5 protein-coding genes are annotated in these 17,839 nt (G+C 31.9%); all 5 read left to right on the forward strand.

All coding sequences use genetic code 11. The annotated features are described in order from the left end of the window. The first annotated feature begins 121 nt into the window (after positions 1–121). The 5 genes from WPG_RS01505 (at position 122) to WPG_RS01525 (ending at position 17,706) form a co-directional block, all read left to right on the forward strand. On the forward strand, positions 122–4,960 hold the full coding sequence (locus WPG_RS01505; RefSeq protein WP_045468464.1) for a T9SS type B sorting domain-containing protein: 4,839 nt from the start codon (positions 122–124) through the stop codon (positions 4,958–4,960). Between the two features lie 256 nt (positions 4,961–5,216). Then, positions 5,217–9,944, forward strand: coding sequence for a T9SS type B sorting domain-containing protein (locus WPG_RS01510; protein WP_052471115.1), 4,728 nt, complete (start codon positions 5,217–5,219; stop codon positions 9,942–9,944). A gap of 77 nt (positions 9,945–10,021) precedes the next feature. Next, positions 10,022–12,370, forward strand: coding sequence for a T9SS type B sorting domain-containing protein (locus WPG_RS01515; RefSeq protein ID WP_045468470.1), 2,349 nt, complete (start codon positions 10,022–10,024; stop codon positions 12,368–12,370). A gap of 124 nt (positions 12,371–12,494) precedes the next feature. Further along, positions 12,495–15,356, forward strand: coding sequence for a response regulator (locus WPG_RS17170; RefSeq protein ID WP_052471116.1), 2,862 nt, complete (start codon positions 12,495–12,497; stop codon positions 15,354–15,356). A 415-nt stretch (positions 15,357–15,771) separates the two neighbouring features. Further along, complete coding sequence (locus WPG_RS01525) at positions 15,772–17,706, forward strand: beta strand repeat-containing protein (protein ID WP_144374397.1); 1,935 nt, start codon at positions 15,772–15,774, stop codon at positions 17,704–17,706. Positions 17,707–17,839 lie beyond the last annotated feature (133 nt).

The raw sequence follows: 17,839 nt of genomic DNA on the forward strand, positions 1-17,839 counted from the left end.
ATTTCATCGTATTTTTTTGTATTTTATCTTATTTAAATCTATTTTTCCACACAAATTAAAGTATGAGTTAGAGTTAGTCCCAAATATACCCTAATTAAAACTTTGTAACTTGACCCTAACTATGAATTGTATTAACCGTTCCCTCCGCCTAATTCTATGTCTAATTTGTAGTATTAGTTTTGCGCAGCAAATTTCTGTAAACAATACAATTTCACCACAAAACCTTATTGAAAATACGCTTATTCAAGGATGTGTAGAAGTATCAAATATTTCTTCCCCGTCAAACGGAAGTGCTATTGGTCTCGGAAGCTTTGGTTATTTTGAACGCAGTACATCTAATTTTCCATTTGAAAATGGTATAGTTTTAACAACAGGTAATGCTGATTCTGCCGGTAATGGACAGAACAATGCAATATTAAATGACGGAGATGATTCCTGGACGACAGATAGTGATTTAGAATCTGCACTAGGCATTACGGGGACATTAAATGCAACATCTATTGAGTTTGATTTTATATCAACCTCAAATCAAATACAATTTAATTACATATTAGCATCAGAAGAATACTTCGGTAATTTTCCATGTGAATACTCGGACGGTTTTGCGTTTTTAATTCGTGAAGCTGGTTCAGGTAATCCTTATACAAATATTGCATTAGTTCCAGGGACAACAATACCTGTTAATACTAATACAGTTCATGATGAAATTGTTGGTTTCTGTGATGCATCCAATGGTGAATATTTTGAAGGTTATAATGTAGGTGACACTAATTACAATGGAAGAACAGCTATTCTATCAGCCACTGCATCTATTCAACCTGATGTATTATATCAAATAAAACTAGTCATTGCAGATCAGACAGATGAAAATTATGATTCTGCTGTTTTTATAGAAGGTAGTAGTTTTAGTGCTTCTGTAGATTTAGGAGAAGATTTATCTACCTGTGCAAGTAACATTCTACTTGATGCTGATATACATAATCCTGATGCTACTTATAGTTGGTATTTTAATAACACACTCATTCCTTCAGTAGATACGGCTACTTTTAACGCTATTCAATCTGGTAACTATAGAGTTGAAATTGATATTTCATTATCTGGAATAGCCTGTATTATTGAAGATGATGTTAACATTACAATAAGTTCTACACAATCATCAGATCCAATTTCTAATTATGAACTATGTGATGACCTAAGTAATGACGGTATAGAAACCTTTGACTTATCTACAAAAGATGGAGAAGTATTAGCTTCAGTACCAAGTTCTACTTATACAATTTCCTATCACCATTCAGATTTAGAAGCACAAAATGGGTTAAATGCAATTACCAACCCAATCCAAAACATAACAAGCCCACAACTTATTTATACAAGAATAGAGGATACAATTAATGGGTGTTTAGCATTTTCTACTATAAGTTTAATCGTAAACCCTTTACCTACAATCATTGACCCTACTCCATTGTTGGTTTGTGATGACCAAGAAGCAGATGGTTTTACAACAATTGATTTAAGTGTTAAGGATGACGAAATAACTAATGGACAAATTAACTTAGTCGTAACTTATCACAGTTCTTCTACTGATGCAGCATCTGGCAGTAATGCTTTACCAATGCCATATGTAAATACAAATATAAACGAACAAGTTTTTGTAAGTGTTAGAAACCCGCAAACTGGATGTATTAGTACAACAACATTAGATATTTCACTTTTAGATAATCCTGTTATAAATACCGGAAATCATTACATAGATGCCTGCGATGTAGATCATGATGGTCTAGCGGAATTTGACCTAACATCAATTATTCCAGAGGTCTTAGAAGGTTTAACAGGTGTGAGTGTGACTTTTCACGAAAGTATTGAAGAAGCTCTATCTGGTGATAACCCTATAGCTGATGATACCAATTATAACAATATTACAAGTAACGAACAAATTGTATTCATTAGAGTAGAAAGTGATGCAACAGGCTGTGCTTCTGTCACACCAATTGAAATCCACACTAACTTATTACTAACAGCTACTAATCTTAGTGATGTTTCTTTATGTGATATTGACAATGATGATGTAGAAGGTTTTGACTTTTTAGCTATTGCTGCTAGTATCGTTCATGAATTAGAAGATATTACTATTGAATTCTATGAAACAGAAGGAGATAGAGATAATCAAACTAATCCTATTGACCAAACGGCGCTTTACAATTTACAAAGTAATCCTCAAACAATTTATATAACATTAGAAAGTCTAACTTGTTTTGACCAAGCAGATATTGAACTATTTCTTTATCCTGTTGAAAACTTTCCGTCTATAGGTAATGTAAGTGTTTGTGACGAAGACCAAGATGGGTTTACCACAACAGATTTATCATCCTTAGATACAGATGTTACTTTTAATGAAGATGGGTTTAGCGTTACTTATTTTTTAACAGAACAAGATGCAATAGATAATACAAATGTGCTTCCAAATCTTTATACTAATGTTTCGAATCCATTCACTCTATTCCCCAGGATTAGTTTTGACGAAACAGGTTGTTCTTCAATAAATTCATTTGAGGTTGAAGTATTGCCTGCACCAGAAAGTCATAATCCAAACGAAATTATAATTTGTGATGCAGATAGAGATGGCTTATTTAATATCAATTTAACGAATTCTATTCCCGAAGTGGTAGCCTCTACAGTGAATAGAACTATCACATTCCACAATACTTTAATTGATGCTGATTTGGATGAAAATTCAATAATAAATCCATCTAATTACGAAGCGCAAACCGAAACTATTTTTATTAGAATTGAAAACAATACAACAGGCTGTCATTCTACCCAAATATTAAATATTATAGTAAACACTTTACCTTATATTGGAGATTTAACCAATAATATGGGTAGTTATAATATTTGCGAAAATGAATCTGACGGTATTGGAGAATTTGTTTTTGAAACTAAAGATGCTGAAGCTTTAGATACGCAAACCGGTAAAGAAGTTTCGTACTATCTCAACCTAAATGATGCTACCAATAAAGTCAATCCTATTAATAAAACAAGTCCTTATCAAAATATTAGTAATCCGCAAACCATCTTTGTTAGAGTAGACAATATTACTGATGAAACATGTTTTACAACATCATCATTTACTATTGAAGTTGGTACAAACCCACAATACAATGAACCTACAGATTGGATTGTTTGTGATGATATTTCTAACGATGGTTCTGAAGTATTTGATTTTTCAACTAAAGTTGAAGAGATATCTGCAGGATTCTCAGATATTCAAAATGTGACATTCTATAGCACTGAAGAAGACGCTATAAATAGCACAAATCCTCTTCCTCTAGAATACGCAAATACAGTTAATCCTCAGGATATATTTGTGCAAGTAGATAATGGAACAATTTGTAATTCAATTACGTCTTTTGTAATTAATGTTATTCAGGTTCCAGAAGTTAATCCTACTGTGCCTATAATTGTTTGTGATGACGATGGTGATGGATTTGTAACTTTTGATTTAACACAAACAGAAATAGACTTTTTAGATGTAAGACAAGATGATATTGTCATTAATTATTATGAAAATTTTGAAGATTCTGAGTTAGACTCTAACCCAATAGTTAATCCAGAGAATTACACAAATACTTCAAGTATACAAACCGTATATATCAAGGTAACCAACACTGCATCTAATTGTTATGTAACACTTCCACTAGAACTGATTGTAAATCTGCCTCCAGTGATAAATGATTTTGTCACTTATGATATTTGTGTTACTGATTCAAACAGTATAGATTTAACAGACATTAATATCGTAGCTGTAGATGTTAATTTTAATGTTATATTTAGCTATTTCACTAATGAAGTGGATGCTATTGCTAATACTAATGCATTAGATTCTAACTACACTTACCAAACTAATTTTGACACTCTATTTGTTAGAGCTGAGTATAGTACAACACATTGTTTTAATTATTATGAATTTAATCTCAATGTAAATCCTTTGCCTATTGCCAATCAACCTACAAATTTAGAAGCTTGTGATGATAATTTCGATGGATTATTGGAATTCGATTTATCTCAACAAAATAGTAGTATTTTGAATGGTCAAAACGCTACACAATTTACTGTAACTTATCACAATTCAGAATTACAAGCTCAAGAAAGTAATTCTGCTATAGAAACAAATTACTTTGCTTTTGATAGTGAAATAATATATGCTCGAGTAGAAAATAATAGTACTGGTTGTTATAATACTACACAATTTTCAGTAGTGATAAACCCTTTACCAGTGATCGATATAGAAGATCAAGTGATTTGCTTAGACAATTTACCATTACTAGTTTCTGCTAATACAAATAATCCAACAGATCAATATCTGTGGTCAACTGGAGAAACAACTCCAGAAATTGAAATTACTGAAATTGGTATTTATAGCGTTACTATAACCTCTGAGTTTGGTTGCACTAACTCTCGAACTTTTGGTGTTTCTGAATCTGAAGCTGCTACAATAGAAGTGACAGAAGTTGTTGATTTTTCAGATCCAAATAATATTACAGTAACTATTAGCGGTATTGGTGATTACCTTTATCAATTAGATGATAACGAACCACAAGAATCTAATGTTTTTGAAAACGTAGCTATGGGTTACCATACGGTTACTATTATAGATTTAAATGGTTGTTCTAATGTAACCAAAGAAGTTTTAGTTATTGATATTCCTAAATTCTTTACGCCAAATAATGATGGCGATTTTGACACATGGCATATTGTTGGTGTAGAAACACTACCTGGAACTATAATTAATATTTTTGATCGTTATGGTAAACACATAACACAAATAGCATCTAATACTCCGGGTTGGGATGGCTTTTATAATGGTCTTAAATTACCAGCTAGCGATTATTGGTTTGTTGCAGACGTAAAACGTGGTAATATTTCTTTTCAAGTTAAAGGTCATTTTACATTACGTCGATAGCATTTGTTTCTTATAGAGAATAATGTTAAAATTATTAATTGTTATCACTTCACGCATGTCATTTTAATAAGCTTTTCGAGGCTTTTTAGTATCTTTATGTCAAAAACAGAGAGCTCCGCTCTCTAGATTGCTGTAATAATTTCTAATTGACTCGATGAAAAAGAAAAGTATATACTTATTTCTCTTCCTTTTCACGCATATATATTTCATATATGCGCAGCAAATCATTACTGACAATTCTTTGCAGCCACAAGAGTTGATAGATAACCTGACTAATGGTAGTTGTGTTATTGCAGAAAATGCTACCTCCAACATTAACGGAACTATAAATGGCATTACCAGCTATGGATTATTTAATAGAGGTACTTCTGATTTTCCATTAGAGAATGGTATTGTATTATCTACAGGAAACATAACCTCCGCAGGTAATACAACTCAATTTTTAAGTTTAAATGATGGAAATATAGATTGGGAAACAGACTCAGATATCGAATCTATTCTTGGTATAAACCAAACACTTAATACCACGTCTTTAGAATTTGATTTTACATCTACAAATAACAGTGTTGGGTTTAAATATATTTTTGCTTCAGATGAATACCAACAACAATATGCATGTAATTTCCGAGATGTATTTGCTATTTTAATAAAAGAAGTAGGTTCTGCAGATCCTTATGTAAATATTGCTTTAATACCAGATACAAACATTCCTGTCACAACGAGTTCTATTCATCCAGAAATTGTTAATGGTTGCGATGCAGAAAACGACTCTTTTTTTGAAGGATATAACCTTCCTGCAACTAATTTCGATGGACAGACAGTAGTTTTAAATGCAAGTACTGATATTACACCAGGTGTTACTTACCACGTTAAATTTATAATAGCAGATCATATTGATCAACGTTTTGATTCTGCCGTATTTATCGAATCTGATAGTTTTGGAAACACAGTAGATTTAGGTCCTGATGTTACAGCCTGTGGTTCTTCTGTAGTTTTAGATGGTACAGTTACAATGCCAAATGCATCTTACACGTGGTTTAAAGACGACATAGAAATAGTTGGAGCAACAAGTCCTTTATTCGATGTCACAGAATCAGGAACTTATGAAATTGTGGTGACCATACAACTTCCAAACGGAACCTGTTCATTTTCTGATTCTGTTATTATTAATACAGTTCCTTTTCAACAAGCTGTGCCAATCTCTGATCTTGTTATTTGCGATGAGCCACCTGCAGATGGCATTGTGTTCTTTGATTTAACAACAAAAAATGACGAAATATATGATGCTTTACCATCAACCGATTATGTTATAAGTTACCATAGATCAGAAGATGATGCTTTTAATAACATCGCTCCAATTATTGGTGATTATCAAAACACAGATTCTTCTGAAACACTATATGTGAGAATAGAAAGTCTAGATGGTAGCTGTTTACAAATTGGTAATTTCAATGTAGAAATAGGTGCTAAACCAAATTTTATAATTATTCCTCCAATAATCCTATGTTCTCAATTTTTAATTGATGGTGTAGGCTATTTAGAACTCTCTTATTACGCTTTTGAAATTGCCAATTATGAATTTAATAGAACCGTTACATATCATACAACAGAACAAGATGCTAACGACGGAGTAGACTCAATCACCTTTGCATCTGAAATGCCTTTTGGATCAACTTATACTTACGTAAGAATCGTAAATGATTTTACAGGTTGCTTTATAGTAGTACCGATACAAATTATCATTCTAGATCGCTTAGATTTCAACCAACGCTTTTTTATTGATTTATGCTTAGATTCAGGTGAATCCACAGCTATATTTGATTTAGAGATTATCGTTAATGAAGTTTTAGAAGAATATCCAGATGCTAATGTTTCTTTTTACACAAGTATCCAAGATGCAGAAGATGAAGCGTTTCCGATTTTCCCAGGATATCTATATCAAAATGAAACTCCGTTTCAACAAACTGTTTACATGAATGTTAAAAATCTAAATCAACCCTGTCCTACATTAGCTGAAGTAGATTTGCATACCAATTTAACACGTAATGTAATTGGAGATCAACCTCTTGTTCAAAAGTGTGATGATATTTCGGGTGATGGAATATTAGATTTTGATTTAATGGAAGTTGCAGAAGAAATAAAAGACGGATACGATATTGATGTTACATTTTTTAACACCGTAGAAGATCGATCTAATGGCATAAATACAATTGATTTAGGCATACCATATACTGTTACTAATTCTGAAGGTATTATTTATGCGACCGTTTCTAGTAATAACTGTGACTACTATACTGAAGTAACCCTAAGAGTTAACCCTCTTCCTATATTAGCTCCACAGGTCATAGACTATTGTGGAAATCCTAATGCAGAAGAAGGTTATACTAGTATCTTAATTGGCCCTTTAAAAAATATAGTATCCGAAGGACTCTCAGATACAAGCATCGCATTTTATGAAAATGAAGCGGATGCCATATCTGATGAAAATGAGTTATTTGTAACTTACAATGCAACGAGTAGTTCGCCTATTCTTTATGCTCGTGTTATAAATGGAAGAACACAATGTTATAGTATTACAACCGTACAAGTCAATATCTCTGATGAGTTAGCTATTGCAACACCAGATCCGATTGTAGTCTGCGAATACGACTATGATGATACTGCAATAGTAAATCTAGAGAGTGTATTACCTCAATTATCTGATGATTTATCTAATGTAACAGTTTCATTTCACGAAAACTTTAGACATGCAGTACTTAGCATAAGTCCTATTACTAATACTCAGAACTATACTACGCAATCTACCGAACTTTATATTAGGGTAGCCTTAGAAAATTTAGATTGTTTTGTTGTAGTTCCTTTAGATATTCAGATTTATGAAGACCCAATACTAAATTCAATTTCAGATTATATTAACTGTGAAACAGAACCAAACTTAACTTCTGAATTTTATTTTATCAACAAAGACATCGAAGTAATTAATGGTCAATCTGGTATGGAAGTCCTTTATTTTGAAACTGAAATAGATGCAAATAATAGAGAATATAGCATCGATAAAAATGCTCCTTATTTGGCATCTTCTAATCCACAAACTATATATGTAAGACTTGAGAATGAAGCAGGAAATAGTTGTTACAAAGTAGCACCTATGCAAATTGAAGTGAGACAAGCACCTCTTTACAACGAACCTACTGATATTTTTGAGTGCGATTATAATGGCAACCAATTAAATACTGTAGATTTTAATGAAAAAATTGATGAAATTACTAATGGTGTTAGTCAAGATTTAAATGTTACGTTTCATCTAACTCCTCTAAATGCAGATATTAGTACCAATGCGTTACCATTAAATTACACCACAACAGTAAATCCACAACTGATATATGCTCGTGTTGAAAATTTAGCTTCTGGTTGTCATAGTGTCGCTACATTTAATATTACAACCTTAGCGTTACCAGAGGTCAATTACGGACAATCACTTATTAATTGTGCTAATAATTATGAATTTGAACAAGAATGGAATTTAACAGACGTTGAACTTCTTATTTTAGAAGGTCGTCAATATGGTGTTGAATTTTCTTATTATGAATCTGTAGAAGATCTTCAAAATAATACCAATGAAATTCTAAATTTTGAAAATTATACCAACACGAGTAATCCTCAAACTATTTTTGCAAAAGTACTTAACGTCAGCACCACGTGCTTTTCTTCAGTACCATTTTCTTTAATATTAAATGGTCCTCCAGTAATTAATGACATTGAAACATTTAATACATGTGATACTTTAGATAATAGCATTAACCTCTTAGATATTAATGATGCTCTCTTCGAAAACACTTTTAATGTACTTATAAGTTATCACACTAGTGAAACTGATGCTGAAGCAAATATAAATCCACTTAACACCAACTATTCGTATACAAATGCTATCGAAACTTTATACGTAAGAGCTGAATACAGTACCACACATTGTTATGCGGTTTATCCATTTACGCTTAATGTAAATCCATTACCAATCGCAAACCAACCTAATGATTTAATAGCATGTGACGATGACTTTGATGGATTTGTACAGTTTGATTTATCACTACAAAACGGAGCCGTCTTAAATGGTCAGAATTCAAATGACTATACTATTACATACCATAATTCTGAGATAGATGCCATTGAAAACAATGAAGCTATTGATAATGAATATTTAGCATATAATAGTGAAACCATTTTTGTAAGACTCACAAATAATGAGACGTCTTGTTATGATTTCACACAATTCTCCGTCGTAATAAATCCATTACCTTTTGTGTCTATTGAAGAACAAGTTGTTTGTTTAAATAATTTACCACTTGTTGTTTCTGCTGATACTAATAACCCTTTAGATAGTTATTTATGGTCTACGAATGCAGCGACCTCAGAAATTGAAATCTTTCAAACTGGCACATATTCTGTAACCATTACTAATGAATTTGGTTGTGAAAGTACCAGTACATTTAACGTTACTGAATCAGAATCAGCAGAAATTGACGTCATTGAAACTATTGATTTTTCAGATCCAAATAACATTACTGTAACTGTTAATGGTATTGGTAATTATCTATACCAATTAAATGATGGACCGCTTCAATCTTCAAATATTTTTGTAAACGTACCTATAGGATACAACACAATTACGATAATAGACCAAAATGGTTGTGATAGAATTACAAGAGACGTTTTAGTTATTGATACCCCAAAACATCTCTCTCCAAATGACGATGGAGATTTTGATACATGGCATATTACTGGAGTTGAAACTCTAACAGGTACAGTTATACATATCTTTGATCGCTATGGTAAACTTCTAAAAGAGTTAGGCCATAACACTTCTGGTTGGGATGGTACTTTTAACGGCAACGAAATGCCAGCAGGTGATTACTGGTATATCGCTAATGTCATTCAAAATGGGGAAAGTTTTCAAGTGAAAGGGCATTTTGCTTTAAGACGTTAGCTACAATCTAATATTAACATCTTTTATATAATCAAACGCTATTTTGATAGTTATCTTTGCTATCCCTAAAGTTATAAATGAAGCATTTTTTAGTATATACCACCTTATTATTAACACTATTTTCTTATTCGCAGAATATTAGTGTAAATAGTCAAACTTATACTCCTCAACAACTCATTGAAGATATTTTAATTGATAGTGATTGTATTACTAATGTCTTAGTAACAAATATTGTAGGTGGAGATTTTGGTGGTATAGAGCAAAGCTATGGTTTTTTTGATGCAACCGGTACTACATTTCCTTTTGAAAGTGGCATTGTCCTTAGTACTGGAAGGTTAGTTAATGTACCTGGACCAAACAATACGCTAAGTGACGATGATGCACCTAACTGGGAAGGAGATTCAGATTTAGAATTTTCCTTAAATGAAACCAATACATTAAATGCAACTCTACTAGAATTTGATTTTACATCTGTGGCATCTCAAGTAAGTTTTAGGTACATTTTTGCTTCAGAAGAATATCAAGAAAATAATCCCAACAGCTGTCAATTCTCTGACTTATTTGGGTTTTTAATCAGACCAACAGTTGGGCAAAATCAATATGAAAATATTGCACTAGTACCTGACACAAACATACCAGTTAAAGCGACAACAGTAACTCCTGGAGTGCCTGGAAGCTGTCCACCTGAAAACGAAACTTATTTTGGAAGTTACAACGGTGTCAATTCACCTATAAACTTTAATGGACAAACTGCTGTTTTAACTGCAACTGCTAACGTAGTTCCTAATCAATCCTACCATGTAAAATTGGTAATTGCAGATGAACAAAACTTTAGGTTTGATTCCGCTGTGTTTTTAGAAGCTGGTAGTTTTCAATTATCAACAGATTTGGGACCAAGCCGACTCATTGCAACAGGAAACGCTTTGTGTGAAGGAGAAACTCTAGATCTCATTGTTGATGAAGCTGGATTACCCTCTATTGATTGGTATAAAGATGATATTCTAATACAATCAACTCCAAGTGGATGTGTAGGTTGTGAGACATTTACTATAATCGAACCAGGAACTTATACTGTTGAAGTAGGTCTTGCAGATGGTTGTATTTCCTTTGGAGAAGTGGTTATTGAATATTCTCCTTTACCTGTCGGACAAGATTCAATTTTAATAGAATGTGATGTAAATCAAGATGGATTAACCACTTTTAATCTCTTTGATGCTACTAATAATTTAACTAACTCTGATGACTCATTAGCAATTCAAAATTTTTATCTAACAGAATCTGATGCTGAAAATAATATAAATCCAGTTTCAAATCCAACCAATTTTCAGAATACAGCACCTTTTCAAACAGTTTTCGCAAGAGTCATAAATGCTGCAAATTGTTTTGATATTGCTGAATTAGAATTACAAACATCTAATAATATAATAAGTATACCAGATTTAGGTGCCTGTGATGGAGACATTAGAGATGGTTTTGCAAATTTTACACTAAATGACATCGCTGCATCAATTATAACTCAGATACCTACGAATGCTGAAGTCACATATTATGAAAACGAATCAGATGCATTAAGTGAGGTTAATGCACTACAAAGTAACTATGAAAATAGTATAGTAGATTCACAAACCATATTCGTGAAAATTAAAAACAATAATCAATGTTTTAGTATTACAACCGTTAACCTCAATGTACTTTATACTCCACTTTTAGAACAGGATGAAACTATCCTTTACTGCCTTAATGCATTCCCAGAAACAATAACGATTTATGGAGGTATCCTCAATGATTTACCTAATAACTATTATTATCAATGGTTCTATAATGGAACGTTGACAGATGTTACAACATTATTTAATGAGATTAACGAGGTTGGTATATATACTGTTATTGTTACAGATCCTAATGGCTGTTCAGCTCGTAGAACAATTACTATAAATCCTTCTGAAATTGCCATAATTGAAAATATCACCATAGAAGGTATTGCCCCAAATAACACTGTAACTATAGATGTTACTGGAAATGGTTTTTATGACTTTGCTGTAGATGATATTGATGGTTTTTATCAAGAAAGCAATGTGTTTACCAATTTATCAGCAGGTTTTCACACCTTTTATATACGAGATAGAAATGGTTGTGGCATTACAGAAGAAATCATTTCTGTTCTTGGTTTTCCAAAATTCTTTACACCAAATGGAGATACTGACAACGAAACATGGAAAGTGAGAGGTACCAATACGCAATTCAGTCAATTAGAATCTATTAATATTTTTAATCGTTACGGAAAACTAATCATACAACTCAATTCAGAACAAACAAGTTGGGATGGCAATCTTAATGGAAATAAACTAGCTAGTGATGATTATTGGTATGTCGCAAAGTTTATAGACGGCAGATCTTATACTGGTCATTTTGCGCTCAAGCGATAATCAAAATTAATATTTCATTTTTAGGACATGTTACATGCGTAACACCCTTTGTTACATAATTACCAGAGTTAACTCATTCATATTTATAATATTGTATATATTAAATTTATCAGTTAATATTATCATGAATTTAAAGTATATCATCATTATCTTAATATTCCCTCTAATTTGTATTGGGCAAAATCAAGAAAAAATTGATTCTTTAAAAGCGCTCATTAAAACATCTAAAAAATTATATAAAAAAGGCCTATTAGATAGTAGCTATAAATATGCAAAAGTTAGTTACAATTTGGCGAAACAACTAAATGCCGATTCCTTACAGGTAGAAATTTGTGGAACTCTGAGTATACTTGAGCCTAATTTAACAAAAGCATTAGCCTATATAGAGGAGTCTGAGCAATTTGCTATAAAAAACAATCAATGGAAACACCTAAAAAACATCTATTATACTAGAGGTGCGCTCTATTACAGAAAAAACATGAATGGCAGTGCTCTCGAGCATTTTCTTAGATTAGATTCTCTTTTAGAAATTAAGCAACGAGACAAATTCTTAACTGCCATGACTAAAGTAAAAATTATCGAAATTCTTTATGAATCGCGTTCTGTCAATGACACCAGTTATTTTCCTCAATTAAATAAAAACATTAATGATGGTCTTAAATTAGTTGAAGACGGATTAAAAATTGAAAAAGATAGTCTAGACTTCTACAATGCAAATTTTCTTAATGTCCCAGCAGCTATTTTTTACGAATATCAAGCCTATTTAGATACGGAAAGAAATCACCCTCAAAAAGCCATTGCTAATTACCAAATAGCACTAACATATACTGTACATAGTGATACTATATTTAAGGAAAATCATCTTAGAAAATCTTTAATCTATAATGGATTAGCAAACTTATATAATAAAAACAATCAACTAGATTCAGCTTTATATTATTTCAAAAAAGAATTAAAAGCAATTAATAAAAGTACTGACACTCTAAAAATGGCAATTACGCATTATAACATTGCCAAATTTTACAATACTAATAAAAAACCAGAAAAGGCATTAGAGCACTTAAATACGTCTCAGGAACTTATGGATAATGCTTATTTTGTTCGTGAAGAAAACGAGTATGACATCCAAGAAATCTTTGCAAGTGTCTATTTTAATCTCGGGAAATTTGATAAAGCATTTGAGGCATCAGAAAAAGCAAGACATCACCTTATGTCAATTCAAACCGAATTTAATAAGAAAAATATATCAGAGCTTGAAACAAAGTACCAGACCTCTAAAAAGGAACAAGAGATTAAATTGCTTAAATCTCAAAATGAAATCATAGAAGAACAAAAAAAGAACGAACGCTATATTTTGTTAGGGAGTATATGTATTCTTTCTATTATTGGTTTTGCTCTATATTTTCTTTTTCGAAATCGTCAAAAAACAAACACCAAATTAAAGGAATTAGACACACTAAAATCTAACTTCTTTGCTAATATTTCGCATGAGTTTCGCACACCTTTAACATTAATAAACAGTCCTATCGATGATATTTTAACAGAAGATTCTATATCTAATCAAAAGCGACAACAATTTACTATAGCCAAGCAAAATTCTGAACGGCTTTTAAAACTTGTTAATCAAGTTCTAGACTTATCTAAAATTGATGAAGGGCAGTTAAAATTAAAGCTACAACAAGGCAATGTGCTTCAACTTATTTTAGCACTAAGTGAAGCTTTCACTTACCAAGCACTACAAAAAAATATTAGCTATATCCTTAATATAAATCATAGTATTGAGGAGGTTTGGTTTGATAAAGATGCTATTGAAAAGATAGCAATTAACCTTTTATCTAATGCCATAAAATATACACCAGAAAATGGATTTATAACAACTGAAGCCTATATAGAAAAAAACAGACTATTTCTAAAAGTAAAAAACTCTGGAAGAGGCTTAACAGCTTTTGAACTCGATAATATTTTTGGGCGTTTTTACCAAACTAATGAGCAAAATCAAGGTTCTGGTATTGGTTTAGCTCTGGTTAAAGAATTGGTAGAATTACATAAAGGAAAAATCGAAGTTCATAGTATACCAAACAAGGAAACACTATTTAGCCTCAGTCTATCTGTGGACGAAAATAACTTCAAAAACAACACTATTTTAGTTAAGTCTAATAACGAAATTACAACCGAGACACATTTACACTCAGACCCTAAAATTGAAGATGATGAGGTCTTTACAAATAGTGACTTACCTATTCTACTAATCGTAGAAGACAATGAAGACTTAAGGCATTTAATAAAACATATTTTTAAAGACAATTATAGTATTATTACTGCACCGAACGGAAAAATTGGAGTTGAACTGGCTTTAGAACATATTCCAGATCTTATTATTTCGGATATTATGATGCCTATCAAAGATGGTATTGCGCTTACTAAAGACATAAAAAATGATGAGCGATCATCGCATATCCCAATAATATTACTGACGGCAAAAGCAGAAGTAGAAAGTCAGTTCTCAGGTATAGATTCTGGTGCCGACGATTATATTACCAAGCCTTTTGACAAAAAATTATTAGCACTTAAAGTCGAAAAACTCATTGCATCGAGGAAACAACTACAATTGCGTTACAGCCAAGAACTGGTATTACTACCAAAAGATATTTCTATTACTAATTTAGATGAACAGTTCTTGGAAAAAGTACAAACTACATTAGACAAAAACCTCATCGAGCCCTCATTTAATGTTACGGAATTCTCAGAAGCTGTTGGCATGAGTCGTATGCAATTACACAGAAAACTCAAAGCATTGACTGGTTTTACAGCATCAGAATTTATTCGTTCTCAACGTCTAAAGCTGGCTGCGCAGTTTCTAAAAACCTCAGATATTAATATCTCGCAAGTTGGGTATTCTGTAGGTTTTAATGACCATTCTTACTTTACCAAATGCTTTAAAGACTTTTACAAATGCACACCAACGGAGTATACAAAACGTAAATAAAACTAACTTCAAAACCCTTAGAACCCTTATTATTAATAGTATGTTACAATAGTTACAACTCTTGTTACATACCTCACAGTCTTCTTATTGGTATGCCTATAGTTTTGTGGTGTATGAAAAAAAAACGTACAACCTACAAAAGCGAAATTGACCATTTTCAGTCAAAAACGATTTACATAAATGTTAATCATCTCACTTCTGGTAAATATGTTTTAAACATCACACATAATAATAAAATCATAAAGAAAACCACTTTTAATAAATAATCTGATAAAACTAAAATCTACAGACACCCATGCAACGATTTAAAGATGACATAACTTAAAGATTAGAGAGATATAAAACATATCTATCTAACAAAAGAAAGCCGCTGTAGGGAGCGGCTTTCTTTAAAATATTAGCTAAAAACAAAAAAATGAAAAATTATCTCACACTCTGTATTATTATGATTTGTATTACTTCTGTGTTAAATTCACAAGTTGGCATTAATACTACAGATCCACAAGCTCAATTAGATATTCGTTCGTCAAATCAAGCCGCACCAATAGCTACGGATGGCATACTCATCCCAAAAGTAGATGTGTTTCCAACTGGAGTCAGTTCAAATCAAGATGCCATGATGGTTTACCTTACGACTACAGTTGGTAGTGACGCACCAGGATTTTATTACTACAGTCATGGAGCGGGATGGTTACCAATTGGCAGTGGAGCAAGAATAATTAATGATTTAATAGATGGTAAATCTGATAATGATGGCTCAGATAATGGTTCTTCAATTTTTTTAGGTATTGATGCAGGTCTTAATGATGATAGTTCCAATAATCATAATATAGGTGTTGGATTTCAATCTCTTCGTTTAAATAGTACAGGCAGTGAAAATACAGCAATTGGACATCAAGCTTTATCTTTAAATACAACAGGTACTCTAAATGTAGCAACAGGATTTAGGGCTCTATTTCTTAATGCAGAAGGAAGTTATAATACAGCCACAGGATATAGGGCTTTGCGATATAATACAGAAGGAAATGGAAATGTAGCAACAGGATATCAATCTTTATACCGTAACATAACAGGGAATTCTAATATTGCAACTGGAAATAACAGCTTACTCTCAAATACTGAAGGGGATTATAATATTGCTACTGGAACTAGAGCCTTAGGTGAGAATTTAATTGGAAGCTTTAATATAGCTAATGGTTATTATGCTTTAAATTTAAATACTGAAGGAAATTCTAATATCGCTATTGGAACTCAAAGTCAATATTCAAATATTACAGGTGATTATAATGTCGCTTATGGTGCTCAATCTTTATATGGTAACTCAACAGGATCTTACAATATTGCTTTAGGTTATCGTGCAGGTTATAATGAAACAGGTTCTAATAGATTATATATAGAAAACAGTAGTTCTGCTTTTCCCTTAATTTACGGTGAATTCGATACTGATCTTTTAAGAATAAATGGCACTTTAGATATCAATAATGCGTATCAATTCCCTACAGCAGATGGAACTGTAAATCAAATCATGCAAACTGATGGCGCAGGAAATGTGACTTGGGCTAATGCGGTAATCAATGAAATAAATGATTTAACAGATGCAAAGTCAGATAATGATGGTTCAGAAAATGGTTCGTCCATTTTTTTAGGTATTGGAGCTGGTATTAATGACGATAGTTCAGATAACCGAAATATAGGAATTGGATATCAGTCTCTTAATTTAACAAATATAGGTGATAATAATGTAGCTTTTGATTATCAATCTTTAATTAATAACTCAACTGGATCTAATAACATCGCAATTGGGTATGAAACTCTAAATAATAATATAACAGGATCTAGTAACATCGCAATTGGTTTTCAAGCAGGTTATAATGAAACAGGATCAAATAGATTATATATAGAAAATTCAGGTACAAATAACGCTCTTATTTATGGCGAATTTGATAATGACTTCATACGTATAAATGGCAGTCTAGATGTTACAGATGATTTAAGTGTTACTGATAATTTGAATGTCACTGGTACAATAGACGTAACTGAAGAAATAAATCGAGTAGCAACAGGTAATGCTAACATCGTTCCTATTGCTTATGGAACAGTTGAGTCTAATGGTAATGTTTTAAGTGGTACAGGTAATTTTACAGCAAGTTTAGCTTCTGGTGTTTTAACCATTAGTGTCAATACTGTAACATTAAGTGTGAATAATACCTCATGTGTAGTAACACCTTATTCAACTGCTTTTAGAACATCTAGCATTATTATAAGTGGTGGAGATATACAAGTTCGTATATTCAATAGTTCTGGCACTTTAACACCAACAACCTTTCAATTTACTATTTATAAATTATAGCATTATTAAATAAACGTCTTAAGTTCACTGCACAATTCTTAAAAACTCAGGTTTGCACTAATGCTTTTTTATAACAATTATATAGTCCAAAACTTATAATTGGAGTTATGAATTTTCTTTCAAAATAATATTA

Source organism: Winogradskyella sp. PG-2, assembly GCF_000828715.1.
Taxonomy (GTDB): Bacteria; Bacteroidota; Bacteroidia; order Flavobacteriales; family Flavobacteriaceae; genus Winogradskyella.